Genomic DNA, 25,281 nt, shown 5'->3' with positions numbered 1-25,281 from the left:
CGGCGCTCAGTCGGCCGGAGCGGCCGGCCGGCCGGTGTGCGGCACCGGGCAGCCCCGCAGGCCCGGAACCGGGAACGTGCCCAGTTCGCCGACCCGGTAGCCGCCCGGGTAGCCCTTGATCTCCGGATTCTGGCGGGCGTAGTGCGGCTCGGTGCGTGGCGGCAGCAGCCGTACGGCACGGGCACGCAGGCGCAACGCGCCCCGGACCGCCGCGCGTGCGGCAGGCCGCGGCTGTTCGTATCGGAATGCCTTCAGCAGGGAGTCGTCGAGCAGCGCCAGACTCGCGCCGCGGAGCACCGGCGCGAGGACGCGCGGGTACCAGGAGCCCATCAGGTCCAAGGTCGCGTCGGAGACCTTGCGCCCTCCCTCGTCCCAGGCGAAGTGGGCGGCCTCGTAGTCGTCCAGGAAGCGCTCGAACTCCTCGTACGATCCGGGGATTCCGGTGATTCCCATGTGCCGTCCGAGGGTGCGGTAGTAGGCGGCGGACGCGCGTTTCTCGTGGTCGGACAGCCGGCGCCAGCCGTACGCGTCCAGCCAGCGCTTCGGCGTGACGACGAAGGTGCACAGCACGTAGCGCATGTCGTCGTTGCTGATGTCGTAGCCGCGGTGCATCCGGTTGATCCGGCGGAGAGCGGTACGGCCTTCCTCGCTCTCGAATCCGTGCTCCACCACGGCGTCGAGGAGCAGCGCGGTGTCGTCGTACCGCTTCTGGGGGCGGTCCGTGAACTCGGCGGTTTCCGCGAGCAGCCGTCCGATGGCGGGCACGGCATAGGTCCGGTAGAGGGCCAGTTCAAGAGCGCGGGTGAAGTCCCAGGGGAACTCGTAGGTCGCGGTGAGCCGGTAGATGGTGAGGAAGTCCCGCTCCGGGTCGAGCCGCAGGATCTCCTTCAGCCGGTCGTAGCGCTTCACCGCGCGATCCCCCTTCTGTCGACGGAGGTCCAACTCTACGTTCCTGGGGAAGACTTGAAAGATCGGGTGATCGCACTAGTGAGGGGCAGGTGATCGGGGTGATCGAGAAGATCCGGCAGTTCCTCGTACGGGACAGGGGTACCGGCGCCGCGAAGCGGCCGGGAGCGGCGCGCCCCTCAGTGCAGCGGCACAACCTCTTCGAGGCAGCAGCGACCTATGTGTCGGCCTGTGCCGAGGACGACCAGGACGGCATCGACGAGGCCGCGACCTGGGTTTCGCCCGAAGCGCTGTCCTTCGGTGTCAGCGAGCTGGCCTGCCGGGCCGTGATCGCCCTGGCCCGGGAGCGCGGGGAATCCCCGCAGACCGTGGCGCGTACCCTCCTCGGCCTGCCCGTTGCCTGACGTCGGTGCCCGTCGTGTCGTATCCGGAGAGCGCCTCGGACGGGCTGAGACCGGCCCGCGCCGCGTCCGCGAGCGCTTCGCGGACCTCTCGCGGGGTGCGCGGGCGGTGCCCCGGGCCACCGCAGCAGCCCTGCCTGAAACGCAGCCCGGCCAGCAGGACGGCGGTGAGTGCCCGCCACGCGGCCGTGTCGCGGCGCCTGGGAGCGGCAAGCGCGGAGCCGGCGTCGAGCAGCGGCCCGCCGCACCGCGGGCAGACGTCCTGGCGGACGCCTGCGTAGTCCGGGGCCTTTTTGAAGGAGACCCGGCACGGCAGGCAGACGAAGTGGGACCTGGCGGGGGGCATGCGCGTGATCGTAAACGTGGTGACGGGGCGAACCGAACGATTTTCGGCGGGCCCGCTCTCGACGGCCGGGTTACCGACTGGTTAGGGTGCGCCGACGACAAGCGATCGGGAGGATGCCGTGGCCGGGACGGACGACAGCGGCGGCAGCGGCGAAGCCGGCGCCGATGACTCGCTGTATGTGCTGACCGCTGTGCTGCTCACCCCGGCGCAGTTTCCGAGCGTGCTCGGTGACGACTTTCCCGAGGCCTGTGCGGCGCTCGGGCTGGAGGTGTACGAAGGCGGCTACGGACTGGTGCTCGGCCAGGACAGCGACGGCGCCCGGTGGACCGTCGTGATCGACGACGTGTCGCTCGTGGCGGTGGCCATCGCATCCTGGGACTGCGGCATGGAGTACGACCTGTCGCCGGACGAACGCTCCGTCGTCGTCTCCCTGGCCGGCTGGCCGCTGGCGGTCGCTGTCGCGGCTCCCGGACTACCTGCCCCGCACGACCCGGAGCCGGGCGCGGACGGCACCGGCCGGCCACCGCTGGCGCCGCCGGACGCCGGGCAGTGGGGTCCGCCGCAGAGGCGGCTCGGGGCCGATGAGATCGCGCTGCAGTGGGCCGCATGGCGGGAGCAGTTCGACGACACCGACGCCGTTCCTGCGGCGGAGAGCGCCGCAGGCGGTGCGACCGGTGGTCACGCGGGCGTGCGCCGCGCGCTGGCAGAGGCGCACGGCTACGCGGACACGCCCCCGCCCCTCGGCCGCGTCCGGTCGGCCTTCGCGTCGGGCGGTGCCCGTACGCTGCGCGCCGACGGCCCGGGCTGGTCCATGGTCGCCAGGACGGACGACATCGCGTTCATCCTGCTCGACGACGAGCCCGGCGAGGTACTGCCGGTGGGCCGCGGCCCGGCCCTGCCTGGCCTGCTGGAGGCCCTGGACAAGGTGGCGGTCCGACCGGCCTGAGGCGCGCCGCCCGAGGTTCACACCCGCCGGAGCGGCTGGTGCGGTCCCTCCGGGAGCTCGATCCTGATCCGGTCGCCGGGGCGCACCACCCCGCCCGTGTGCACCACGCTCATGATCCCGGCCTTGCGCACGATGTTGCCCACGGCGTCCCTGCCCACGACCCGCTTGAGCAGACCGTCCTGGAAAGCGTCGATCTGCAGGCACGGGTTGCGCAGGCCGGTCACTTCGACGACTGCCTCGGCGCCGAGGTGCAGCAGCGTGCCGGTGGGCAGTCCGAGAAGGTCGATACCGACGGTGGTGACGTTCTCGCCGAGCTGCCCCGGCTCGACCTTGAAGCCTTCGTCCGCCACTTCGTCGAAGAGTTCCTGATGAATGAGGTGGACCTGTCGGAGGTTCGGCCGGGTGGGGTCCTGCGCCATCCGGGAGCGGTGCTTCACCGTCACCCCCGCGTGCACGTCTCCTTCGACGCCGAGCCCGGCCAGCAGGGTGATGCCGTCCCTGTTCGGCTTGGTGAACGAGTACGTGTCGTTCCTGCTGACCGCCGTTATCGTTCCGCTGGCCATCGTGCGGACACACCCCCTGCCCAGTCGTGGCCGTCGGCTCCGTCAGCGGCCTATCTCCTTGCGCGTGACCCTGCGCAGCCTGCGCCGCTGCGAGGAGTCCAGCAGAAGATACGCGGCCACGGGCACACCGATCATCACCAGCAGTGCCGGCCAGAACCCGATCACCCAGATCAGGGCGATCCCTACCACCACGCCGCCGGTGGCGACCTTCGCGCTCTTCGACATCTCGGATGCCTCCTCCGCGGCTGCCGCCGCTTCCTGCCCGGTCAACGCCCGGCCACGGCCGCTGGTTCCCCGGACCGCAGGGACTCGCCCACGACGTGCAGATGGCGGAGCGCCTGCCGGTACGAGTCCACGAGTCCGGCCTCTGTGTAGGAGATACCCAGCGAGCGGCAGTGTGCGCGCACCAGGGGCTGCACGAGCCGCAGGTGTGGGCGGGGCATGCTCGGGAAGAGGTGGTGCTCGATCTGGTAGTTGAGGCCGCCGAGGAACCAGTCGGTGAGCGGTCCGGCCCGCCCCCTGGCCTGCCGCTGGGTGAAGACAAGGATGTCCGCGGCGACGTCGGGGTCCTTCTCCGTGTGGTTGGGATGGGCGTAGTGCCTGTTGTGCTTGTCGTTCCACCAGTACGCGCTCATGCCCAGCAGCAGGTTGGCGTGGACCAGCTGGATGACGCGGCTCCGGTGCCGGTCGCCGGTGATCTGCTGATGTCCGGCGTCATGGCCGAAGAACGCGGTGCGTGCGGACAGTACCGCCAGCAGGGGCGCGAGAAGCAGCACCCACCAGGAGTCTCCGAGGAGTGCCGTACCCGTCACGACGGCGGCCAGGGCGAGGAGATTGGCGATGATTCCGAGGGTGTACCAACCGGGCCGCCGCTCCAGGAGCCCCTGCCCCTTCACGGTGCGCAGCAGCGGTGCGATCGCTGCCAGTGGCTTGTTTTTCGAGCGTTGCGTGGGACATGTACGTCTCCGGTCTGCCGGCCGATGCGCTGACCTGATGAAACGTACGGATCGGTGACCCTGCGCAGCCATGGAGGCACCACCCGGACCGGTCTGGGCACAGCACCCGGGCCACGGGGTGGCGCTGGATACACCCCGGCTCCCGTGAGCCGCGTCACCTCGGCGCGCTCCCGCCGTCCGCCGGGGTCAGGTACGCTCGGCGACCCCACTAGTCAAGTTTGAGGAATGCGTCTTGGCTGTGCACACGCTCCCCGCGGCAACGCCCTCCCTGATCACCGAACTCGTCCGCTGCTCCGCCGTCTTCCACAGGTACGGAGCGTGTCGCGGGCGGCTCGGCGGCAGCCGCGGGGGGCGCGCGAGGATGACGACGCGCCGGGGGGCGTGCCCGCCGCGCAGGCCTTCGCGGCGCGCGATCTCCCGCCGCTGCCCGCTGTCCCCGCCCGCTCCGACGAGCCGGGCACACCCCCTCCGCTCGACACCGAGACGGATCCCGCACCGGGAATCGACGTGGCGGCACTGGAGTTCCTGGCCGCGGCGGCGGCCGCGACCGCACACCGGATGCTCGCCGAGGCGCTGACGCCCGGCCACGAACAGCAGCCCCTGGAGACCGCGTTGACCGCGGAGCAGGACGCCGTACGACTGGCCGCCCGCCGCCCGGGAGGGCACCTCTCCGCACGGCTCGCGGCCGGCACGGGACGGGAGCGAACCGAACTCGCCCTGGCCGTACGCGCCTGGGAGTACGGCGGCAGCGCCTCGCTCGCCGTACTGGAGGAGGAGTGGTCCCCCGGACCGGAGGCGCTGGCCCGCGCCCGCGCGTCGCTCGAGGCGGCCTGGGACGACGACGAACGGCCCCGGCTGCGCGCCACCCGAAACCGCTGGACCGTGGTGGGTACAGGCACGCGGTTGCGCTACGGGCACGACGGTCGCTGGTGGCCGTACCGCAAGGAGGGGGGCCGCTGGACCCCGGCCGGCCCCGCCGACCACGACCCGGCGGCGGCGCTCGCGATGCCGGTGGTCTGAGGCAAGGCGGGCCGGGCCGTTCGGGTGCGGGCCCGCGCGGCCGGACGTACGGTGGCTCTGTGGGTCAGATGGTCTTGGTACGGATGGCGGGAGCCCCCGATGGCCGGTGAGATCTCCTTCTTCGAACTGGGCGTGGCGGACGCCGAGCAGGCCCGCATCTTCTACGGCGGCCTGTTCGACTGGGACTTCCAGCCCGGACCGGCCGACGGCGGCGGCTTCGCGATCCGGACGCCCCAGATCCCCGGCGGCCTGCACGGCGGCGACGCCGGCGCGAGTCCGTACCTGTTCTTCAAGGTCGACGACATCGAGGCCGCGCTCACGCGCGTCCTCGAACTCGGCGGCACCGTCGAGGCGTTCGACTCCGGCGGCGACGCCGACTCGATCGCGAAATTCGGGCACTTCAAGCTCTGCCGCGACAACCAGGGCTCCCCGTTCGGCCTGCACCAGCCCCCCGCCGGGCAGTCCTGACGGCAGGGGGCAGGGCCCGGGGGATCAGCCGCGGGCCGCCAGCAGGTGGTCCATGGCGAGCTGGTCGAGGCGTTCGAAGGCCATTCCGCGGGCGGCGGCCGCTTCGACATCGAAGTCCTCGAACGCGCGTCGGTCGGCGAGCAGTCCGGCCGGCGTCTCGCCCTCGTCCAGCGTCGGGCGCGCGAGTTCGTCGAGACGTGAGGCGCGCAGGGCCTCCTGGACCTCCGGGTCGGCGCGGAAGGCGGCGGCCCGCTCCTTGAGGATCAGATAGTTGCGCATGCACCCGGCCGCCGATGCCCAGACGCCGTCGGAGTCCTCGGTACGGGGCGGCTTGAAGTCGAAGTGGCGCGGGCCCGCGTAGCCGGCCGTCTCCAGCAGGTCGACGAGCCAGAACGCGGACCGCAGGTCACCCGCGCCGAAGCGCAGGTCCTGGTCGTACTTGATGCCGTTCTGACCGTTGAGGTCGATGTGGAACAGCTTGTCCGCCCACAGCGCCTGCGCGACCCCGTGCGGGAAGTTCAGTCCCGCCATCTGCTCATGGCCGGTCTCCGGATTGACGCCGAACAGATCGGGCCGCTCCAGCCGCTCGATGAAGGCCAGGGCATGGCCGACGGTGGGCAGCAGGATGTCGCCGCGCGGTTCGTTCGGCTTGGGCTCGATGGCGAAGCGCAGCTCGTAGCCCTGCCCGGTGACGTACTCGCCCAGCAGGTCGAAAGCCTCCTTCATCCTGTCCAGGGCGGCGCGTACGTCCTTGGCGGCGCCGGACTCCGCACCCTCCCGGCCGCCCCACGCCACGTACACCCGCGCGCCGAGCTCGACGGCGAGGTCGATGTTGCGCATCGTCTTGCGCAGCGCGTACCGCCGTACGTCGCGGTCGTTGGCGGTGAAGGCCCCGTCCTTGAAGACCGGGTGGGTGAAGAGGTTGGTGGTGGCCATCGGCACCACCAGACCCGTCTCGTCCAGCGCCTGCCGGAAGCGTTTGACGTGCGACTCGCGCTCGGCCTCCGAGGCGCCGAAAGGAATCAGGTCGTCGTCGTGGAACGTCACGCCGTACGCGCCCAGGCCGGCGAGGTGCCGTACGGCCTCGACGGGGTCGAGGGCGGGCCGGCTGGCCTCGCCGAACGGGTCGCGGCCCCGCCATCCCACGGTCCACAGGCCGAAGCTGAATTTGTCCTCGGGGGTCGGCTGGTGGCTCATACATGCTCCCTCGACTATTTCGTCATGGCCCTTAACAAATTAGTATCCACGAGCATCGCTGGGAAGAGCCCCCATGGCCGAGAGCTCATGGCCTCGCAGGAACGGAGAGTCTGATGTCAGCACCCGAGGGGCCCGAGGGGCCGCTCGTCGTCGGCGTGGACAGTTCCACCCAGTCCACCAAGGCACTGGTCGTCGACGCCTCGACCGGCCAGATCGTGGCGAGCGGCCAGGCCCCGCACACCGTCTCCGGCGGCGCCGGCCGGGAGAGTGACCCCGAGCAGTGGTGGGAGGCGCTGTGCGCGGCGGTCCGGGCCTGCGGCCCGGCGGCGGGCCAGGCTGCCGCGGTGTCGGTGGCCGGGCAGCAGCACGGGCTGGTCACCCTGGACCGGGCGGGCCGGCCGGTCCGCCCTGCACTGCTGTGGAACGACGTACGCTCCGCCCCGCAAAGCGAGCGGCTGATCGAGCGGCTGGGCGGCCCGGGAGCCTGGGCGAAGCGGATCGGCAGCGTGCCGGGGCCGTCCTTCACCGTGGCCAAGTGGGCGTGGCTGACCGAGCACGAGCCGGAGGCGGCCCGCGCGACGGCCGCTGTCCGTCTGCCGCACGACTACCTCACCGAGCGGCTCACCGGACGCGGCACCACCGACCGGGGCGACGCCTCAGGCACCGGGTGGTGGGCGGCGGCCACCGAGGCGTACGACGAGGAGGTCCTCGAACTGGCGGGCCTCTCCCCCGCCCTGCTGCCCGAGGTGGTACGGCCGCGCGAGGTGGCCGGCACACTGCGGGACGCGTCCGGTCTCCCGTTCTCCAAGGGCATCCTGGTCGCCGCCGGCACCGGCGACAACGCCGCCGCAGCGCTCGGACTGGGCCTGGCCCCGGGCGGCCCGCCGGTGCTGAGCCTGGGTACGTCCGGCACGGTCTTCGCCGTTTCGGAGCGCCGGCCCGCCGATCCGACGGGCACCGTGGCCGGCTTCGCCGACGCCCGCGGCGACTGGCTTCCACTGGCCTGCACGCTCAACTGCACGCTCGCCGTCGACCGGATCGCCGCCCTTCTCGGCCTGGACCGGGAGGCGGTGGAGGCGGGCGGCGACGTGGTCGTGCTTCCGTTCCTCGACGGCGAGCGGACACCCCACGCGCCGCACGCGTCGGGGCTCCTGTACGGGCTCCGCCACGACACCTCACCAGGACAGGTGCTGCAGGCGGCCTACGACGGAGCGGTGTACGCACTGCTCGCGGCCCTCGACGGGGTCCGGGACGGCGGCGCCGACTCCGCCGCTCCTCTGCTGCTCATCGGGGGCGGCGCCCGCGGAACGGCCTGGCGGGACACCGTACGCAGACTCTCCGGACGTGCCGTACAGGTCCCGGACGCCCGGGAGCTGGTGGCGCTCGGCGCCGCCGCACAGGCCGCCGGGCTGGTGACCGAGGAGGACCCGGCGGCGGTGGCGCGGCGCTGGGGCACGGCGCACGGGCCGATCCACGCGCCGCTGCCCGTGGACAACGGGGCCCTGGACCGGCTGGGCTCCATACTCGCCGACGGCGACGCGCTCCTCAGGCAGGAGAAGGCCCGATGACAACCCCACTGCCTCACACCCAGCAGGACATACGCCGGCGGAACCTCTCCCTGGTGATGCACACCGTCGCCGCACAGGGGCCGCTGTCCCGGGCCACCGTCGCCGGCCACATCGGGCTGACCCGTGCAGCCGTGTCCTCCCTGGTGGACGAGCTCGTCCGCGGCGGGCTGCTGGTCGAGCTGGGCCCCGAGCAGCCGTCCGGTACGGTCGGCCGGCCCGGCAGCGCCCTCGCCCTCGGCAAGCGGGGGCCGGTCGGCATCGGCGCCGAGATCGGCGTGGACCACCTCGCGGTGTGCGCGGTGGACCTGTGCGGCAAGGTGCGGGCCCGGGCAACGGCCGAGGGCAGCAACCGGGGACGGCCGCCCGGACCGGTGCTGAAGGAACTCGCCGAGCTGGTACGGCAGGTGACGGACGCGGCGCGCGGATCAGGGCTGCGTCCGGCCGGGCTCGCCGTCGCCGTACCGGGACTGGTGGCGCGGGGCACCCGGACGGTCGTCCGCGCACCCAACCTCGACTGGACCGAGGTGGACCTCGGCGCCGCCCTCCCGTACAGCGGCGAGCTCGGCGTGGACAACGAGGCGAATCTCGGCGCGCTCGCCGAGCTGTGGATCGGCGGCGATCCCGCGCCGCAGGACTTCGTCCACGTCTCCGCCGAGATCGGCATCGGCGCCGCCGTCGTGGTCGAGGGCCGCCTGCTGCGCGGTACGCACGGCTTCGCGGGAGAACTGGGTCATGTGCCGGTCCGTCCCGAGGGGCCGCGCTGCCCCTGTGGCGGACGCGGCTGTCTCGAGCAGTACGCCGGTGAGGAGGCCGTACTGCGGGCGGCCGGGCTCACCGCCCGGGGCAACCCCATCGACCTCCTGGCCGACCGCGCGGGCGGGGGCGACCCGGCGGCCCGCCGGGCCCTGCGCGGGGCGGGCGCCGCACTCGGAATCGCGCTGGCGGGTACGGTCAATCTGCTCGACCCGCAGGCCGTGGTGCTCGGCGGCGCTCAGTCGCGGCTCGCACCCTGGCTGCTGCCTTCCCTGGAGAGGGAGTTGACCCGGCGCACGGCGGATCCGGCACGCCCTTCCCTCGTGGTCTCACGACTTGGCTCCGAGGGGCCGCTGCTGGGTGCCGCTCACTCCGTCGTACGGGCGGTCCTGGACGACCCGGCGGCGTACGCGGCATCGTAGGCCCGGGGTGTCCGTTCCGCCGGCGGGGCCGCGCCACGTACCGTTGCTTTCCATGGAGCGCCAGGACGAACAGCCCAGCCGCAGACGCCTGTTGCGCGGCGCCGCCCTGACCGCCGCTGCGGGGGTCCTGCTGCCCGGTTCGGGCGGTGCCGCATCCGCGGCCGACACCGACTACCCGCTCGCACGCTGGTCGGGGTCCTCGCCCACCAACTTCACGGCGTCGTCGCGTCCTTCGGAGTATCCCGTGCGGCGGGTGATCGTGCACGTCACCCAGACGACGTTCACCGGCACCCTCGGGATCTTCCAGAATCCGGCCAAGAAGGTCTCCGCGCACTACGTGGTCCGTTCCTCGGACGGATATGTCGCACAGTGCGTGCGCGAGCGGGACATCGCCTGGCACGCCGGCAACTGGGAGTACAACGCCCACAGCATCGGCATCGAGCACGAGGGCTGGGTCGACCGGCCCCGGTATTTCACCGACGCGCTGTACGAGCGGTCCGCGGCGCTCACCGCCACCGTCTGCGACACCTACGGCATCCCGAAGGACCGTGCGCACATCATCGGCCACCACGAGGTCCCCGGCGCCACGCACACCGATCCCGGACCGCTGTGGGACTGGGCCCGCTACATCAGGCTGGTCAACTTCGCCTGACCTCCCACAGCGCCGCGCCGGAGACGCGGAAAGGCGCCCACCACGGCCTGTCGGGCCCGGCGGCTCGGCCGGCACGGGATCCAGCCGTCCGGCGAAGCACCGCACCCGCGCCACGGTGCCCGCACGCCCCGCACACCGGCCGGCCGCCCGGGCCCGTGGACACCACGGCAGCGCCCCGGACTCCCGGGCGTGCGTCAAGGTGGCCGCCCGCGCAGCCCGGCCTGCTCTCCCGCACTGCGGATACGGCCCGTTTTCCTTACTGTCGGTGGATGGGCACACGGCGCGGCCGGTCCGGCCTGCCGGGCCCCTGACGGTGCACTCCGACTGTCGAACCCTCAGGAGTTCCCATGCCTCAGCTCTTCATCGGCGGCCAGTGGACCGTCGCAGTCGACGGGCAGGTGCGCGAGATCCGCTGCCCGGCGGACGGCACGCTGGTCGGGACCGTCGACGAGGCGGGACCGAAAGACGCGGCCGCGGCGATCACCGCCGCCCGTGACGCCTTCGACCGGGGACCCTGGCCCGGTACCCCGGCCGCCGAACGAGGTTGGCTACTGCTGCGCGTCGCCGACCTGCTGGAGCGCGACAAGGAAAAGTTCGCGCGGGCGGAGTCCCTGGACACGGGCAAACGTCTGGTCGAGAGCGAACTGGACATGGACGACATCGCGAAGTGCTTCCGCTACTACGGAAACCTCGCCGCCTCCGGTGGAAACGACCGGGTCGTCAACACCGGCGTGCCCGACGTGGACAGCAGGGTGGTGCATGAGCCGGTCGGGGTCTGCTCGCTGATCACCCCGTGGAACTATCCGCTGCTCCAGACCTCCTGGAAGGTCGCGCCGGCGCTCGCCGCGGGCAATGCGTTCGTCCTCAAGCCCAGCGAACTGACGCCGCACACCGCCATCGGCCTGATGCGGCTGCTGGCCGAGGCGGGCCTGCCGGACGGGGTCGCGAATCTCATCCTGGGCGCCGGCCCCACCGCGGGCGCGCCGCTCTGCGAGGACCCGCGGGTCGACATGGTGTCGTTCACGGGCGGCCTCGTCACCGGCCGGCGCGTCATGGCGGCGGCTGCCCCCACGGTGAAGAAGGTCGCCCTGGAACTGGGCGGAAAGAATCCGAACATCGTCTTCGCCGACGCCGATTTCGAAACGGCCGTCGACTACGCCCTGATGGCCGTGTTCCTGCACTCCGGCCAGGTCTGCTCGGCCGGGGCGCGGCTGCTGGTCCAAGACGAACTGCACGACTCGTTCGTCGCGGAGGTGGTCAAGCGCGCCCGCACGATCCGCATGGGTGGCCCGTTCGACGACCATGCCCGCACCGGACCACTGATCTCCGCGACGCACCGCGAAAAGGTGGAGGCGTATGTGGCGGCCGGCCTGGCCGAGGGAGCGGTCCTGCGCTGCGGCGGGTCCCGCCCGGACGACCCGGCCCTGCAGAACGGCTACTACTACCCGCCGACCGTGCTCGACGAGTGCACGCCGGCCATGTCAGTGGTGCATGAGGAGTCGTTCGGCCCGGTGCTCACTGTCGAGCGCTTCCGCAGCGAGGCCGAGGCCGTCGCACTTGCCAACGACACCGTCTACGGACTGACCGGCGCCGTCTGGTCCCAGGACATCGCCCGGACGCACCGGGTGGCCTCCCGGCTGCGAGCGGGAACCGTATGGATCAACGACTTCCATCCTTACGTGCCCCAGGCGGAGTGGGGCGGCATGAAGCAGTCGGGCTTCGGCCGGGAGCTGGGGCCCGCCGGACTGGCGGAGTACGAGGAGGCCAAACACGTCTGGCGCAACCTCGCGCCACAACCGCAGCGGTGGTTCGAATGAGTACGGAGTCTCCCGGCCGGGAGCCGGACCCCTCCGATGCCGTCCGGGCCCAGAGGCAGCAGGACGACGATTCGCTCGCCGAACTCGGCTACCGCTCCGAGCTCAAACGCACGCTCGGCAACTTCCACACCTTCGCCGCCGGGGTCAGTTACATCTCGATCCTGACCGGCACCTTCCAGCTCTTCTACTTCGGCGTGGCCTTCGGCGGGCCCGCCTACTGGTGGTCCTGGCCGATGGTGTTCGTGGGCCAGCTGATGGTGGCCCTCTGCTTCTCCGAGCTTGCGGCCCGCTATCCCTTGGCCGGGTCGATCTACAACTGGGCCAAGAGGATGGGCGGCCCGCACATCGGCTGGCTCGGCGGCTGGATGATGATGACGGCCACCATGGTGACGCTGTCGGCCGTGGCGCTTGCCTACCAGGTCACGTTGCCGCAGATCGACGACTGGTTCCAGTTCGTCGGGGACGGCAGCGGCGAGAACGACGCGGCGGCAAACGCCGTGCTGCTCGGCTCGGCGCTGATCCTCTTCTCCACCCTGGTCAACGCCTTCGGCGTCAGGCTCATGGCGCGGATCAACTCCGCCGGTGTGTTCATCGAGCTGATCGCGGCTGTCGCCCTGATCATCCTGCTCGCGGCGCACATCACCCGCGGCCCCGGCACCGTGCTCACGGAGACCTACGGGCTCGGCGAAGGTGAGCGACTCGGCTATCTGGGCGCGTTCCTGACCGCGTCGCTGGCATCCGCGTACGTGATGTACGGCTTCGACACCGCCGCCTCCCTCGGCGAGGAGTCGCACGACCCGTCCCGCAACGCGCCGCGAGCCATCCTGCGGGCGCTCATCGCGTCGTTCGTCATCGGTGGCCTGATCCTTCTCTTCGCCCTGATGGCCGTACCGGATCTCTATGCGAAGGAGCTGTCCACCGAAGGACTGCAGTACGTGGTGCTGGAGACTCTCGGACCGACCATCGGCGAGATCGTTCTGTGGTGCGTGGTCGTGGCGATCACGGTCTGTGTACTGGCGGTGCATGCCGCCGGCATCCGGCTGATGTTCGCCATGGCGCGGGACAACAACCTGCCGGCGGGCTCGGTGCTGGCCCGGGTCAGCCCCCGCTTCCATACACCGGTGGTGCCGGCCGTCGTGATCGGGGTGGTGGGTGTCTTCATCCTGGTGATCAACATCAACCAGCCCCAGATCTTTTCCGTGATCACCAGCATCGCGATCATCATGATCTATGTGGCCTACCTGATGGTCACCGCGCCGATGCTGGTGCAGCGGCTGCGTGGCCGGTGGCAGCCGCAGGAAGGCGCGTTCTCGCTCGGCCGGCTGGGTCTGCCCGTCAACATCCTCGCGGTGCTGTGGGGCACGGCGATGTCCGTCAACCTTGCCTGGCCGCGTCCCGAGGTGTACAACGCCACCGGTCCGCAGCACTGGTACCTGCGCTGGGGCGCGTTCCTCTTCGTCGGCGTCGTCGCGGGCGGCGGTTTCGCCTACTACTGGTTCGTACAGCGCAGTCGTACGGGCGTGCTCGAGTCCCACCGGGCCGACGTCCCCACCGCATGAGCTCTGGAGAGACGATGTCCGCTGCAAGCTCCCCCGCCGCGTTCGACTACGTCGTGGTCGGCGGCGGTACGGCCGGCGCCGTCGTCGCCGCGCGGCTGACCGAGAACCCGGACGTCAGCGTCTGCGTCGTCGAGGCCGGCCCCTCCGACGTGGGTGACGAGAACATCCTCAGGCTCGACCGGTGGATGGCCCTGCTGGAATCCGGATACGACTGGGACTACCCGGTGGAGCCGCAGGAGAACGGCAACAGCTATCTGCGGCACGCCCGCGCCAAGGTGCTGGGCGGCTGCTCCTCGCACAACTCCTGCATCGCCTTCTGGGCACCGGCCGAGGACCTCGACGAGTGGGTGGCGCTGGGCTGTACCGGCTGGAGCGCGGCGGACTGCTTCCCGCTCTTCCGGCGTCTGGAGAGCAACGACGCGCCCGGCGACCACCATGGACGGTCGGGCCCGGTCACCATCCGTACAGTCCCTCCGAAGGACCCGTGCGGGGCGGCCATCCTGGCGGCGTGTGCGGAGGTGGGCATTCCCACCACGCCGTTCAACACCGGCACCACGGTGGTGCGGGGCGCGCACTGGTTCCAGATCAACGCGCGTCCGGACGGGGTCCGGTCCTCGGCGTCGGTGTCCTATCTGCACCCGGTACTGGGCAGGCGCCCGAACCTCGAAGTACGGACCGGCCTGACGGCCAAGCGGCTTCTGTTCGAGGAGGGTGGCCGGCGCTGCACGGGCGTCGAGTACCTGGAACCCGACCGGATCCATACCGGCGAGGTCCGGGCACGGCGCGAGGTGATCGTCTGCTGTGGAGCCATCGACTCGCCGAAGCTGCTGATGCTGTCGGGCATCGGACCGGCCGGGCATCTGCGGGACTGCGGCGTGGAGGTACGGGCCGACTCCCCCGGGGTCGGCTCCCGCCTCCAGGACCATCCCGAGGGCGTGATCATGTGGGAGGCGAAGCAGCCCATGGTCACCTCCTCCACCCAGTGGTGGGAGATCGGCATCTTCACGACCACCGAGCCGGGCCTGGACCGGCCGGACCTGATGTTCCACTACGGCTCGTTGCCATTCGACCTGAACACCTACCGGCGCGGCTATCCGACCACGGACAACGCCTTCTGCCTCACCCCGAACGTCTCCCGCGCCCGTTCCCTGGGCACGGTCCGGCTGCGCACACGCGACTACCGGGACAAGCCCAAGGTCGACCCGCGTTACTTCACGCACGAGCACGACATCCGGGTGATGACATACGGGCTGCGGCTGGCCCGCGAGATCGCGGCTCAGGTCCCTATGGCGAACTGGACCGGAACGGAACTCGCTCCGGGACCCGGCGCGATGTCCGACGAGGTGCTCTTCGCCTACCTCCGCGAGACCCACAACACCGTCTACCACCCGGCCGGGACCGTGCGGATGGGGCGCCCGGAGGATCCCACGTCGCCGCTCGATCCGCAGCTGAGGGTCAAGGGCGTCGACGGGCTGCGGGTGGCCGACGCGTCGGTGATGCCGTTCCTGCCGGCGGTGAACCCGTGCATCACCACCATGATGATCGGCGAGAAGTGCGCCGACATGATCAAGGAGTCCTGAGCGGCTCAGCGGGCGGACGACGCTCCCCACGGCCACCACCGCGGGCGAGTCAGTCCAACCCGGCGACCGGCGGCCCGTACGCCGCTTCCGGAGCCAGGTAGTACGGGTTTTCCACGATCATGCCGCTGAACCAGACCATCGGGTGGGCCTTGACGAGCGGGATGATCAGGTCGCCGCTGAACAGGTCCAGGTCGTACATGCACATGGCCACCTGGGGACAGGACCTCAGCCAGCTCGTCGCCTTCACCTCGTACTGGATCAGGTCGTCGATGAAGGCGGGCTGCACCAGGGGCTGGGCCCAGCTCATGTCGGCCGCCACGCGGGCGAAGGCGCCTTTGCCGTTCGGGAACATCTCGGCGGACCAGGCGTAGAGCATGGCCAGCATGCGCTCGCCGTCGAATGTCCCGTTCTGGAGATAGGTCTCGTGCGGGCCCTGGATCTGGAGGCTGTCGCAGTCCTGGCCGGCCATGGGGGCGGTCCCCGCCAGCACGTCGCAGAACGTCCGGCCCTCGCCTTCCGCGGCCAGCAGGAGACAGGTGTGGCCCTCACTCAGGCCCTCCGCGAAGTACGGCGCAAGGAGCTGGTCTCGCTCGGCGCGCCCCCGGTGCAGGACGCAGATGTGATCCCCCGGAGTCAGCGGCACTCCGCCCACCGAAGCGGCAACCGGCAAGGGGGTTTCCGCACTCCGCTCGTTCATCTCTGCCTCCTGATCAGGCCGAGCCGCCCAGGATCTTCCACACCCGGGCGGCGACGTGCAGATTGAGCCGGCTGTCGACGTCCGCGAGATCGGAGCCGCTCACCTCGCGGATGCGCTGAAGCCGGTAGCGCAGGGTGCTGCGGTGGATGGCCAGCATGGCTGCCGTGCTGTCGTAGTTGCCGCCACACTCCAGGTACTGGGCAAGGGTCTGGACCAGCTCCGTGTGGTGTGCGGCGTCGTAGTCCAGGAGAGAACCGAGCCATTCACGGACGAACAGTTCGACCTCCCGGTAATCGCCGCCCGGTCCGAGGATGCGGTAGAGGCCGAGTTCGTCGAAGGCCGTGGTGCCGTGGGGTGACTGCGAGCGTTGGCGGACCTCCAGCGCCCGGAGCGCCTCCCTGTACGACCGAGGGATCTCGGCCGGGGTGTCGCAGCGGCCGCCCACGCCGATCGCCCCGGTGGGTGAGGCCAGTTCGCGGCCCACTGCCTGGTACAGGGCCTGCGCCGACGGACGCCCCTGAAGCACCAGGACGGCCAATCCGGACCGTCTGGCCAGCAATGACCGGATCCGCAGGCCGGCGGCCGACCGGCCGACCGCGTGGACGAACGCATCGTCGGTCGCCGTGCCCACCCATTGCACGACGGCCAGGTAGTGCGGCCCGTGCAGGTCGTGGCCGACAGCGGCGGCCCGGGCGTAGGCGCTCTCGTCGTCGGTACCGGTGACCAGGTCGTCCACCAGTTCACGGCGCAGCCGCAGCTCGACGTCGGCAAGGTTCCGCAGATGGGCCAGTTCCAGGGCCAGCGCGATGCACGCGTGGTCGAGGGTGAATTCCTCCTGCTCACCGATCCTTCCCTCGGTGTCGATCAGGGTCACGGCACCGAGGACCTCGCCACGGTGCCGGGCCAGGGCGATGAGCCGTCCCCCCACCCGCACCGGCCGCAGTCGGCGGGCCGCTTCCTGCAGGAGTTCCTCGTGCTGTTCCGCGTTGGGTTTCGGGTAAGGGTCGGGGCGGCCCGGTCCCGCCCATGCCTGGAGATTGCCGAAACGGTCCTCGATGGCGACGGGGTAGCCGGTGAGCCGGTGAACTGCCTCCGCGATGCCTGCCACACCGGCGCCGCTCGAGCATGCCTCGCTGAGCACCTCGTGGACGGAGCGCTGGCGCTCCAGGTCGGAGACGGACGTGGCCAGCCGGGCGTTCACGGCCGCACGGTCCTCGTTGAGCTGCCGCAGCTCACCGGCGTGGTCGCGTTCCGTCCGCCGTGCCATGGCGTTGGCCAGAGCGGCCGTGGTCTGCTGGACCAGCACATGGATCAGGAAACAGTCGTCGCTGGCGGGCCGTGATCGCGCGCTCACCACCAGGTAGCCGATGACACCGCCCCTGGCGTGCAGAGCGAATGCCCAGCCCCACTCCCGTCCGGGCACCGGGACCATGCCTTCCTGACCGCGCAGCCGCTTGACCTGGGCGTCCAGATGCGAGGTGGCGTGCGGCCATTCGGCGGGAGTGCGGACCGGGATCTGGCCCGGGGTGAGGAAGCCTGCCTCGGCGCGGCATGGTCCGACGGCGGCCACGGAGGTCAGCGCCAACCGCATGATGTCTCGCTCGTCCCGCCCGTCGTTCATGATCATTGCGAGCACGGACAGGCTGTAGAGGTTGGCCAGGTGCTCGCGGCCCCAGGTTGTCCGGTGGGACCGGTCAGCCTTGTCCGTGGTCGCGGTCATGGTGTGGTTCCGGGCCCTTTCCTGGAGAACCGCCCCTCACGCCCCTCGCCCACAGTACCCATATATGCACTGCTTGCCCGTATTTGTTACACCCTAGCGCTTGCACTGACAGGTCTAGAGCGCGTGCAGATTTGGGCCTCGTGGGCGCAGGTTCCGGGCTGCCCGGATCGCAACGCTGGAGCAGTCACGTGTTGAACCAGTGGCGCTGCGCACCCTTCGGAGGAGACGGTTATGGACCAGCTGAACGGTCGGACCACCATCGCCTCGTACAAGACCTACGCAGAGGCGGAACGCGCGGTCGATTACCTGTCGGACGAGGGTTTTCCTGTCGAAAGGGTCGCCATCATCGGTCAGGATCTGCAACTGGTCGAACAAGTGGTGGGCCGCCTCAACTACGGCAAGGCGGCGCTCAGCGGCGCGGCGTCCGGCGCTCTCCCCGGCGCCCTGATCGGCTGGCTCTTCGGCCTGTTCAACTGGGTCGACCCGATCCTGTCGTCCCTGCTGCTGGCTCTGTACGGGCTGATCTTCGGCGCGGTGGTCGGCGCACTGCTCGGAGTGCTCTTCTACGCCATGCAGCGCGGGCGCCGCGACTTCGCGTCCGTCAGCGGCGTGCAGCCCGCCCGCTACGAGGTTGTGACGGACGCCGAGGTGGCCGACCAGGCCGCCGTGCTGCTCGCCCGGCTCAAGAGCGGCAAGACTGCTGGGCCCACCGCCACCGATCGATGAGACACCTCGAGATACGGCGCGCGAACGCGTCCGCTGGCTTCGATGAAGGAGTTATTTCATGGCTAAGGCAGTCGGAATCGACCTCGGGACCACCAATTCGGTGATCGCCGCGTGGGAGGGCGGCGAGGCAACAGTTCTCCCCAACTCCGAGGGCAGCCGCACGACCCCTTCGGTCGTCGCGTTCACCGACACCGGCGAACGGCTCGTCGGCCAGCTCGCCCGCCGCCAGGCGATCCTCAACCCCAAGGGAACCATCTACTCGGCCAAGCGGTTCATAGGCCGTCGCTACGACGAGATCTCCGACGAGGCAAAGGCCGTCGGCTTCGACGTCGTCCCCGACGAGCACGGCAACGCGCGCTTCAAGGTGCGCGACAAGCTGTACTCACCGGAGGAGATCAGTGCGCTCGTGCTGCGCAAGCTCGCCGACGACGCCGGCAAGCAGCTCGGGGAGCGGGTGACGGAGGCGGTCATCACCGTACCCGCCTACTTCAACGACTCCCAGCGGCAGGCGACGAAGGACGCGGGGCGCATCGCGGGCCTGGAGGTGCTCCGCATCATCAACGAGCCGACCGCGGCGGCACTCGCCTACGGACTGGACAAAAAGGGACACGAGACCGTACTAGTGTTCGACCTGGGCGGTGGCACCTTCGATGTGAGTCTGCTCGACGTCGGCGACGGCGTGGTCGAGGTACGGTCCACCGCAGGAGACAGCCATCTGGGCGGCGACGACTTCGACCGGCGCCTCGTGGACCACCTCGCGGACAAGTTCCAGCAGGAGAACGGCATCGATCTGCGCCAGGACCCGCAGGCGCTGCAGCGGCTGTTCGAGGCCGCGGAGAAGGCGAAGACCGAGCTGAGCTCGGTGACCCAGACGCAGGTCAGTCTGCCGTTCATCACCGCGGACGCCGCCGGCCCGAAGCACCTGACCGAGACGCTCATGCGCTCCACGTTCGAGCAGATCACCGCGGACCTGGTCGAGCGGACCATGGAACCGGTGAAGCAGGCGATGGCCGATGCCAAGGTCAGCGAGAACGACATCGACGAGGTCATCCTCGTCGGCGGCTCCACACGCATTCCCGCCGTTCAGAACCTGGTCCGCCGGCTGACCGGCGGCAAGGACCCGAACATGAGTGTCAACCCCGACGAGGTCGTGGCCATGGGCGCCGCGATCCAGGCCGGCGTGCTCAAGGGCGAGGTCAAGGACGTCCTGCTGCTCGACGTGATTCCCCTTTCGCTGGGCGTGGAGACCCGCGGCGGAGTCATGACCAAGATCATCGAGCGGAACACCACGATCCCCGTGCGCCGTACGGAGACGTTCTCCACGGCACAGGACAACCAGGAAGCCGTCGACATAGTCATCCTGCAGGGAGAGCGCGAGCTCGCGTCGGAGAACCGCGTCCTCGGACGGTTCCAGCTCAAGGACATCCGCCCCGCGCCCCGCGGCGAGCCGCAGATCGAGGTCACCTTCGACGTCGACGCCAACGGCATCCTGCACGTCACCGCACGCGACAAGGACACCGGTGCCGAGCAGGGCATCACCATCAGCGAGGCGTCCAACCTCGACCAGAGCGAGGTCGAGCGGATGATCCAGGAGGCCGAGCAACACCGCGGCGAGGACAAGGCGCTGCGCGAGGCCGTGGACGCCCGCAACGAGCTGGACGCCGTGGCCTACCAGGTCGAACGCCGGCTGAACGAGCTGGGCGGCGCCGCGCCGGCGCACGAGAAGGCACGGGCCGAGATGCTTGTCACCGACGCCCGGGAGGCCATCAAGGAGGAAGCGCCCCTGGACAGGGTCAGGTCTTTGACCTCCGAGCTTCAGCAGGTCCACGCCTCACTCGCTTCGCATCAGCCGGCCACCGGTCCGGCCGCTGAGGAGCAGGCCGGAGCCGGAGTCGGCGCGGGGACGGCGGGCGCCACAAGCGGCTCCAGCGGATCCGACGACGTGATCGACGCCGAATTCGACAAGAGCTGAGGTGTGGTCGTGTCCACCGAACAGGAGCCGATGACGCCCCAGGACGAGCTGAACCAGGCCCCGCCCCCGGAGCAACAGGAGCAGCCGGAGGTGGACGACCATGCTGCGGAGCTCGACGAACTCCAGGACCGCTGGCGCCGTGCTCTCGCGGACCTGGAGAATCTCCGCAAGCGTCACGCGAAGGAACTGGAACGCCTGCGGAGCGACGAACGCGCCCGCACCGCGGCGGCGTGGCTGCCTGTACTGGACAATCTGGAACTGGCCCTCGAGCACGCCGGATCCGACCCCTCAGCCGTACTGGAGGGCGTCAAGGCCGTACGTGACCAGGCCGTCGATGTGCTCCGCCGACTCGGGTACCCCCGGTACGAGGACACAGGTGTGCCGTTCGGCCCGGCCAGGCACGAGGTCGTCGGTGTGGTCGAGGATCCCGACGCCGAGCCGAACACCGTGACACAGGTTCTTCGTCCCGGGTACGGCGAGGGTGAGAACCAGCTGCGCCCTGCGGCCGTCGTGGTCAGCAAGCGGCAGGAGTGACACCTGATGGCACGGGACTACTACGACGTGCTCGGGGTGCAGCGCAACGCAAGCAACGAGGAGATACAGCAGGCCTTTCGCAAGCTGGCCCGGAAGTACCACCCCGACATCAGCAAGGACCCGCAGGCGGAGGAACGCTTCAAGGAGATCAACGAGGCGTACAGCGTGCTTTCCGACCCCGACACGCGACGGCGCTACGACCGCTTCGGTGAGAACTTCCGGCAGATCCCGGAGGACTTCGAAGAGCGGGTGGGCGCGGGAGCGGGTGCCTGGGGTGGTGGTGGCAGGCCCGGCTGGAGCACCGGCGACGGCGGGGGCCGGGTCCGCTTCGTGTCGGACCACGGCGAGGGTTTCGACGACTCGGGTTTCGGCTTCGAGGATCTGTTCGGCGGGATGTTCGGCCGCGGCGGGGTCAGAAGCGGGCCTCGGGGCCCGATCCCGGGCGCTGACCAGGAGGCCGAGATCCAGCTCAGTGTCGAGGAGGCGTACCACGGCGGCAAGCGCAGCGTCACCCTGGCGGGCCCCGAAGGACAGCGGACCTACGACGTCCGGATACCGCGGGGGGTCGTCGACGGGCAGCGCATCCGACTGGCCGGAGAGGGCGGGCACGGAAGCGGCGAGGCGCCGCGGGGCGATCTGTACCTGCGCGTGCGGATCAAGCCTGACTCCCGCTTCCGCCTCGAGGGCCGGGACATCCATGTCGTGCTCCCGGTGACACCCTGGGAAGCGGCACTCGGAGCGACGGTGCCGGTCACCACGCCCGGCGGCGCGGCCAAGGTCACGGTCCCCGGCGGCTCCTCCAGCGGCCGCCGGCTGCGCCTGCGAGGCGAAGGCATGCCCAACCCCAAAGGCGCCGACGGGGACCTCTACGCGGAGGTCCGGATCATGGTGCCGCCCCGGCTCAGCGACCGCGAGCGTGAGCTCTTCGAGGAGCTGGGCACCGTTTCCCAATTCGACCCGAGGAAGCCAGGATGATCAACGATCCGCGGTCCGCCGCCGGCACCGGGCGGGACACCGGGAACCGGCAGGCCACGGCGTCGGTCCGACAGCCCGGCGTGAACGTCACCGTCCGCAGCTACGCCATCGTTCCGGTCCGCAGACTCAGCCTGGACGTCGCCGCCGGGCGCTCCGGCCTCCATCCCGGACTCGTCCGGCGGTTCGTCGCTCTCGGCCTCGTCGACGCCACCCGCGACGCCGACGGCCGGCTGTGGTTCGAGCCGACCGCTCTCCCCACCCTCGCCCGTATCCAGCGTCTACGGGCCGGACTCTCCCTCAACTACGCCTCCATCGGTCTGGTGCTCGATCTGCTCGACCGGATCAACGAGCTGGAGGCCGCCCTGAGGCGCAGCAACGCCGGCTCCAGGAGTGATGAATCGTGGATATGAACCGGCTCACCCAGAAGTCCCAGGAAGCTCTGCAGGAAGCGCAGACGATCGCCGGCCGGCTGAACCAGACCGAGGTCGACGGCGAGCATTTGCTGCTCGCCCTCCTCGACCAGCCGGAGGGACTCGTTCCGCGACTGTTCGACCAAGCGGGCGCCAACACACAGGCGCTGCGTTCCGCGCTGACGGCCGAACTGTCACGCCGGCCGAAGGTGACCGGCCCCGGCGCCACCCCCGGTCAGGTGTACGTCACCCAGCGGCTGTCCAGGCTCCTGGACAAGGCCGAGCAGGAGGCCAAGCGGCTCAAGGACGAGTACGTGTCCGTCGAGCACCTCGTCCTGGCCCTCGCCGACGAGGGAGCCGCGACCGCGGCCGGCCGCCTGCTCAAGGAACACGGCGTCACCAAGGACGGGTTCCTGGCCGCCCTGACCCGGATCCGCGGGAACCAGCGTGTCACGTCGGCGACGCCCGAGGTCGCCTACGAGGCGCTGGAGAAGTACGGCCGTGATCTGGTCCTCGAAGCGCGAAGCGGCAAGATGGACCCGGTGATCGGCCGGGACGCGGAAATCCGCCGGGTCATCCAGATCCTGAGCCGCAAGACGAAGAACAACCCCGTACTCATCGGCGACCCGGGCGTCGGCAAGACGGCCATCGTGGAAGGACTGGCGCAGCGGATCGTCCGCGGTGACGTGCCCGACGGGCTGCGCGACAGGACCATCTTCTCCCTCGACATGAGCTCACTGGTGGCGGGCGCCAAATACCGCGGCGAGTTCGAGGAGCGGCTGCAGGCCGTGCTCAGCGAGGTCAAGGCCGGCGAGGGACGCATCCTGCTCTTCGTCGACGAGCTCCACACGGTCGTCGGCGCGGGCGGAGGCGCCGAGGGCGCGATGGACGCCGGGAACATGCTCAAGCCGATGCTCGCTCGGGGCGAGCTGCACATGATCGGCGCGACCACTCTGGAGGAGTACCGCAAGTACGTCGAATCCGACGCCGCCCTCGAGCGCCGCTTCCAGCAGGTCATGGTGGACGAGCCGAGCGTGGAGGACACCGTCTCCATCCTCCGCGGGCTGCGTGAGCGCCTCGAGGTCTTCCACGGCGTGAAGATCCAGGACACCGCGCTGGTCGCCGCGGCGACCCTCAGCCACCGCTACATCTCCGACCGGTTCCTGCCGGACAAGGCCATCGACCTCGTCGACGAGGCCTGCGCGCGGCTGCGGACGGAGATCGACTCCATGCCGGCCGAACTCGACGAGATCACCCGGCGGGTGACCCGGCTGGAGATCGAGGAAGCCGCGCTGAGCAAGGAGACCGATCCGGCCAGCGCGAAGCGCCTGGAGGAGCTGCGCCGCGAACTGTCCGACCTGCGCGCCGAGGCCGACGCCATGCACGCCCAGTGGGAGGCCGAACGCCAGGCCATCAGGCGCGTACAGGAACTGCGCCAGGAGCTGGAGCAGGTCCGGCAGGAGGCCGAAGAGGCCGAGCGGAACTACGACCTCAACCGTGCCGCGGAACTGCGGTACGGCAAGCTCACCGAGCTCGAACGCCGTCTGGCCGCGGAGGAGGAAGCGCTCGCCTCGAAGCAGGGTGAGAACCGCCTGCTGCGCGAGGTCGTCACGGAGGACGAGATCGCCGAGATCGTCGCGGCGTGGACCGGCATCCCCGTCACCCGTCTGCAGGAGGGTGAGCGCGAGAAGCTGCTCCGCCTGGACGAGATCCTCACCGAACGCGTGATCGGCCAGGACGAAGCGGTCAAGCTGGTCACCGACGCCATCATCCGGGCCCGCTCCGGCATCCGCGACCCGCGCCGCCCCATCGGTTCGTTCGTCTTCCTCGGCCCCACCGGTGTCGGCAAGACGGAACTCGCCAAGGCGCTCGCAGCGGCACTGTTCGACAGCGAGGAGAGCATGATCCGCCTCGACATGAGCGAGTACCAGGAGCGGCACACCGTGAGCAGGCTGATGGGAGCGCCGCCCGGATACGTCGGCTACGAGGAGGGTGGCCAGCTCACCGAGGCGGTGCGCCGCAAGCCGTACTCCGTGGTCCTCTTCGACGAGGTCGAGAAGGCACACGCCGATGTGTTCAACACCCTGCTGCAGGTGCTCGACGACGGCCGCATCACCGATGCGCAGGGCCGCACCGTCGACTTCCGCAACACCGTGGTCATCATGACGTCCAACATCGGATCGGCCCACCTGCTCGACGGGGTGACCGCCGACGGCGAGATCAAGCCCGACGCCCGCGCGCTGGTGATGGGCGAGCTGCAGAGCCACTTCCGGCCGGAGTTCCTCAACCGCGTCGACGACATCGTTCTGTTCAAGCCGCTGGGCATGAGCCAGATCAAGCGCATCGTCGAGCTGCAGTTCAACGACCTGCGCCGGCGCCTGGCCGAACGGCAGATCACCGTCGAGCTCACCGAGGAGGCCCGGGAGCTCATCGCTCAGCAGGGCTTCGACCCCGTCTACGGAGCACGGCCACTGCGCCGGTACATCTCGCACGAGGTCGAGACACTCGTCGGACGGGCCCTGATCCGCGGCGATGTGCAGGACGGGTCGGTCATCCGCGTCGACGCCCAGAACGGTGAACTGGTCGTGACATACGGCGAGCCGCCCGAGGCCGCCGTCGGAAAGGCTGCGTGAGACCGGTGGCTGCGAGCTCGAGCCGGACGGTCGCCTGCGACAGGTGCGGCCGCAAGAACCGGGTGCCGGCGTCGGCGGACGGGCGTCCGAAATGCGGCAACTGCGGCGCGCCGCTCCCGTGGCTCGTCGACGCGGACGACGACGACTTCGCGGAGATCGTGGAGAAGGCCGCGCCGTTCGTGCTCGTCGACCTGTGGGCCACCTGGTGCGGTCCCTGCCGCATGGTCAGCCCCGCGTTGGAACAGGTCGCCCATGAGCTCGCCGGACAGATCAAGCTGGTCAAGGTGGACATCGACCAGGCGCCGGCGCTCGCCCAGCGATTCCAGGTACAGGCCGTGCCGACCCTGCTTCTTCTCGACAAGGGAGAGGTGATCGCCCGTCAGGCAGGTGCGGCGCCTGCACCCGCGCTGCGCCAATGGGTCGAGCAGAACATCGCCGGCCGCCGATGAACCCGCCCGCA

At 70.4% G+C, this 25,281-nt stretch carries 24 protein-coding genes; 17 read left to right on the top strand and 7 right to left on the bottom strand.

The features are described 5' to 3' along the window. Nucleotides 1-6: 6 nt before the first annotated feature. Entirely contained in the window at nucleotides 7-909 is a 903-nt protein-coding gene (locus AB0M62_RS22420) for an oxygenase MpaB family protein (protein ID WP_366076049.1), read from the bottom strand. Nucleotides 910-1,019: 110 nt separating this feature from the next. On the opposite strand from AB0M62_RS22420, the gene AB0M62_RS22415 reads away from it, so the two are divergent. Beyond that, nucleotides 1,020-1,310 carry a hypothetical protein gene (locus tag AB0M62_RS22415; RefSeq protein WP_366076078.1) on the top strand — a complete coding sequence of 97 codons (291 nt, stop codon included), beginning with the start codon at nucleotides 1,020-1,022 and terminating at the stop codon, nucleotides 1,308-1,310. A 461-nt stretch (nucleotides 1,311-1,771) separates the two neighbouring features. Beyond that, complete coding sequence (locus AB0M62_RS22410; RefSeq protein WP_366076048.1) at nucleotides 1,772-2,599, top strand: hypothetical protein; 828 nt, start codon at nucleotides 1,772-1,774, stop codon at nucleotides 2,597-2,599. Between the two features lie 17 nt (nucleotides 2,600-2,616). Here AB0M62_RS22410 and AB0M62_RS22405 read toward each other — a convergent pair whose 3' ends face one another. From AB0M62_RS22405 to AB0M62_RS22395, 3 genes are read right to left on the bottom strand one after another with little or no spacing between them, the layout of a single operon-like run. After that, nucleotides 2,617-3,162: an MOSC domain-containing protein gene (locus AB0M62_RS22405; RefSeq protein ID WP_366076047.1), complete on the bottom strand. Its 546-nt coding sequence runs from the start codon at nucleotides 3,160-3,162 to the stop codon at nucleotides 2,617-2,619. A gap of 42 nt (nucleotides 3,163-3,204) precedes the next feature. Then, nucleotides 3,205-3,387, bottom strand: coding sequence for a hypothetical protein (locus AB0M62_RS22400; protein ID WP_366076046.1), 183 nt, complete (start codon nucleotides 3,385-3,387; stop codon nucleotides 3,205-3,207). A gap of 41 nt (nucleotides 3,388-3,428) precedes the next feature. Continuing rightward, a complete protein-coding gene (locus tag AB0M62_RS22395; RefSeq protein ID WP_366076045.1) occupies nucleotides 3,429-4,190 on the bottom strand; it encodes an acyl-CoA desaturase in 762 nt (253 codons plus the stop codon). Nucleotides 4,191-4,499: 309 nt separating this feature from the next. On the opposite strand from AB0M62_RS22395, the gene AB0M62_RS22390 reads away from it, so the two are divergent. Both AB0M62_RS22390 and AB0M62_RS22385 read left to right on the top strand, forming a co-directional pair. Then, complete coding sequence (locus AB0M62_RS22390) at nucleotides 4,500-5,138, top strand: hypothetical protein (RefSeq protein WP_366076044.1); 639 nt, start codon at nucleotides 4,500-4,502, stop codon at nucleotides 5,136-5,138. Between the two features lie 99 nt (nucleotides 5,139-5,237). Continuing rightward, on the top strand, nucleotides 5,238-5,606 hold the full coding sequence (locus tag AB0M62_RS22385) for a VOC family protein (RefSeq protein WP_366076043.1): 369 nt from the start codon (nucleotides 5,238-5,240) through the stop codon (nucleotides 5,604-5,606). A 24-nt stretch (nucleotides 5,607-5,630) separates the two neighbouring features. Here AB0M62_RS22385 and xylA read toward each other — a convergent pair whose 3' ends face one another. Beyond that, the gene (xylA, locus tag AB0M62_RS22380) at nucleotides 5,631-6,803 is read right to left on the bottom strand and encodes a xylose isomerase (protein WP_366076042.1); all 1,173 of its coding nucleotides are present in this window, start codon (nucleotides 6,801-6,803) and stop codon (nucleotides 5,631-5,633) included. A gap of 113 nt (nucleotides 6,804-6,916) precedes the next feature. Here xylA and xylB point away from each other — a divergent pair, with 113 nt between their 5' ends. The 6 genes from xylB (at nucleotide 6,917) to AB0M62_RS22350 (ending at nucleotide 15,154) form a co-directional block, all read left to right on the top strand. Beyond that, entirely contained in the window at nucleotides 6,917-8,371 is a 1,455-nt protein-coding gene (xylB, locus tag AB0M62_RS22375) for a xylulokinase (protein WP_366076041.1), read from the top strand. Beyond that, on the top strand, nucleotides 8,368-9,546 hold the full coding sequence (locus tag AB0M62_RS22370) for an ROK family protein (RefSeq protein WP_366076040.1): 1,179 nt from the start codon (nucleotides 8,368-8,370) through the stop codon (nucleotides 9,544-9,546). The genes xylB and AB0M62_RS22370 overlap by 4 nt, the downstream gene beginning before the upstream one ends. A 52-nt stretch (nucleotides 9,547-9,598) precedes the next feature. Then, nucleotides 9,599-10,198 (top strand): peptidoglycan recognition family protein, encoded by a 600-nt coding sequence (locus tag AB0M62_RS22365; protein WP_366076039.1) that lies wholly within the window; start codon nucleotides 9,599-9,601, stop codon nucleotides 10,196-10,198. Between the two features lie 347 nt (nucleotides 10,199-10,545). Continuing rightward, a complete protein-coding gene (locus AB0M62_RS22360; RefSeq protein ID WP_366076038.1) occupies nucleotides 10,546-12,015 on the top strand; it encodes an aldehyde dehydrogenase family protein in 1,470 nt (489 codons plus the stop codon). Further along, nucleotides 12,012-13,574, top strand: coding sequence for an APC family permease (locus tag AB0M62_RS22355; protein WP_366076037.1), 1,563 nt, complete (start codon nucleotides 12,012-12,014; stop codon nucleotides 13,572-13,574). The genes AB0M62_RS22360 and AB0M62_RS22355 overlap by 4 nt, the downstream gene beginning before the upstream one ends. A gap of 14 nt (nucleotides 13,575-13,588) precedes the next feature. Further along, the gene (locus AB0M62_RS22350; RefSeq protein WP_366076036.1) at nucleotides 13,589-15,154 is read left to right on the top strand and encodes a GMC family oxidoreductase N-terminal domain-containing protein; all 1,566 of its coding nucleotides are present in this window, start codon (nucleotides 13,589-13,591) and stop codon (nucleotides 15,152-15,154) included. Between the two features lie 49 nt (nucleotides 15,155-15,203). On the opposite strand, the gene AB0M62_RS22345 is transcribed toward AB0M62_RS22350, so the two are convergent. Continuing rightward, the gene (locus tag AB0M62_RS22345) at nucleotides 15,204-15,851 is read right to left on the bottom strand and encodes an MEDS domain-containing protein (RefSeq protein WP_366076035.1); all 648 of its coding nucleotides are present in this window, start codon (nucleotides 15,849-15,851) and stop codon (nucleotides 15,204-15,206) included. Nucleotides 15,852-15,864: 13 nt separating this feature from the next. After that, on the bottom strand, nucleotides 15,865-17,571 hold the full coding sequence (locus tag AB0M62_RS22340; RefSeq protein ID WP_366076034.1) for a helix-turn-helix domain-containing protein: 1,707 nt from the start codon (nucleotides 17,569-17,571) through the stop codon (nucleotides 15,865-15,867). Nucleotides 17,572-17,802: 231 nt separating this feature from the next. Here AB0M62_RS22340 and AB0M62_RS22335 point away from each other — a divergent pair, with 231 nt between their 5' ends. From AB0M62_RS22335 to trxA, 7 genes are read left to right on the top strand one after another with little or no spacing between them, the layout of a single operon-like run. After that, on the top strand, nucleotides 17,803-18,297 hold the full coding sequence (locus AB0M62_RS22335; protein WP_366076033.1) for a general stress protein: 495 nt from the start codon (nucleotides 17,803-17,805) through the stop codon (nucleotides 18,295-18,297). 58 nt (nucleotides 18,298-18,355) lie between these two features. Then, on the top strand, nucleotides 18,356-20,269 hold the full coding sequence (gene dnaK / locus AB0M62_RS22330) for a molecular chaperone DnaK (protein WP_366076032.1): 1,914 nt from the start codon (nucleotides 18,356-18,358) through the stop codon (nucleotides 20,267-20,269). Between the two features lie 9 nt (nucleotides 20,270-20,278). Continuing rightward, nucleotides 20,279-20,803, top strand: a complete 525-nt coding sequence (locus AB0M62_RS22325) for a nucleotide exchange factor GrpE (RefSeq protein ID WP_366076031.1) — start codon at nucleotides 20,279-20,281, stop codon at nucleotides 20,801-20,803. Nucleotides 20,804-20,809: 6 nt separating this feature from the next. Beyond that, a complete protein-coding gene (locus tag AB0M62_RS22320) occupies nucleotides 20,810-21,778 on the top strand; it encodes a DnaJ C-terminal domain-containing protein (RefSeq protein ID WP_366076030.1) in 969 nt (322 codons plus the stop codon). Beyond that, nucleotides 21,775-22,188: a chaperone modulator CbpM gene (locus AB0M62_RS22315; protein ID WP_366076029.1), complete on the top strand. Its 414-nt coding sequence runs from the start codon at nucleotides 21,775-21,777 to the stop codon at nucleotides 22,186-22,188. The genes AB0M62_RS22320 and AB0M62_RS22315 overlap by 4 nt, the downstream gene beginning before the upstream one ends. After that, nucleotides 22,179-24,821 carry an ATP-dependent chaperone ClpB gene (gene clpB, locus AB0M62_RS22310; protein ID WP_366076028.1) on the top strand — a complete coding sequence of 881 codons (2,643 nt, stop codon included), beginning with the start codon at nucleotides 22,179-22,181 and terminating at the stop codon, nucleotides 24,819-24,821. Before AB0M62_RS22315 ends, clpB begins: the two co-directional genes overlap by 10 nt. A 5-nt stretch (nucleotides 24,822-24,826) precedes the next feature. Further along, nucleotides 24,827-25,270 (top strand): thioredoxin, encoded by a 444-nt coding sequence (gene trxA / locus AB0M62_RS22305; protein WP_366076027.1) that lies wholly within the window; start codon nucleotides 24,827-24,829, stop codon nucleotides 25,268-25,270. The last annotated feature ends 11 nt before the right edge of the window (nucleotides 25,271-25,281 follow it).

Origin of the sequence: Streptomyces sp. NPDC051219 (genome assembly GCF_040682335.1) — a bacterium.
GTDB lineage: Bacteria > Actinomycetota > Actinomycetes > Streptomycetales > Streptomycetaceae > Streptomyces.
The sequence above is the reverse complement of the archived record's forward strand: the minus strand, read 5'-3'. Positions and strand labels throughout refer to the sequence as shown.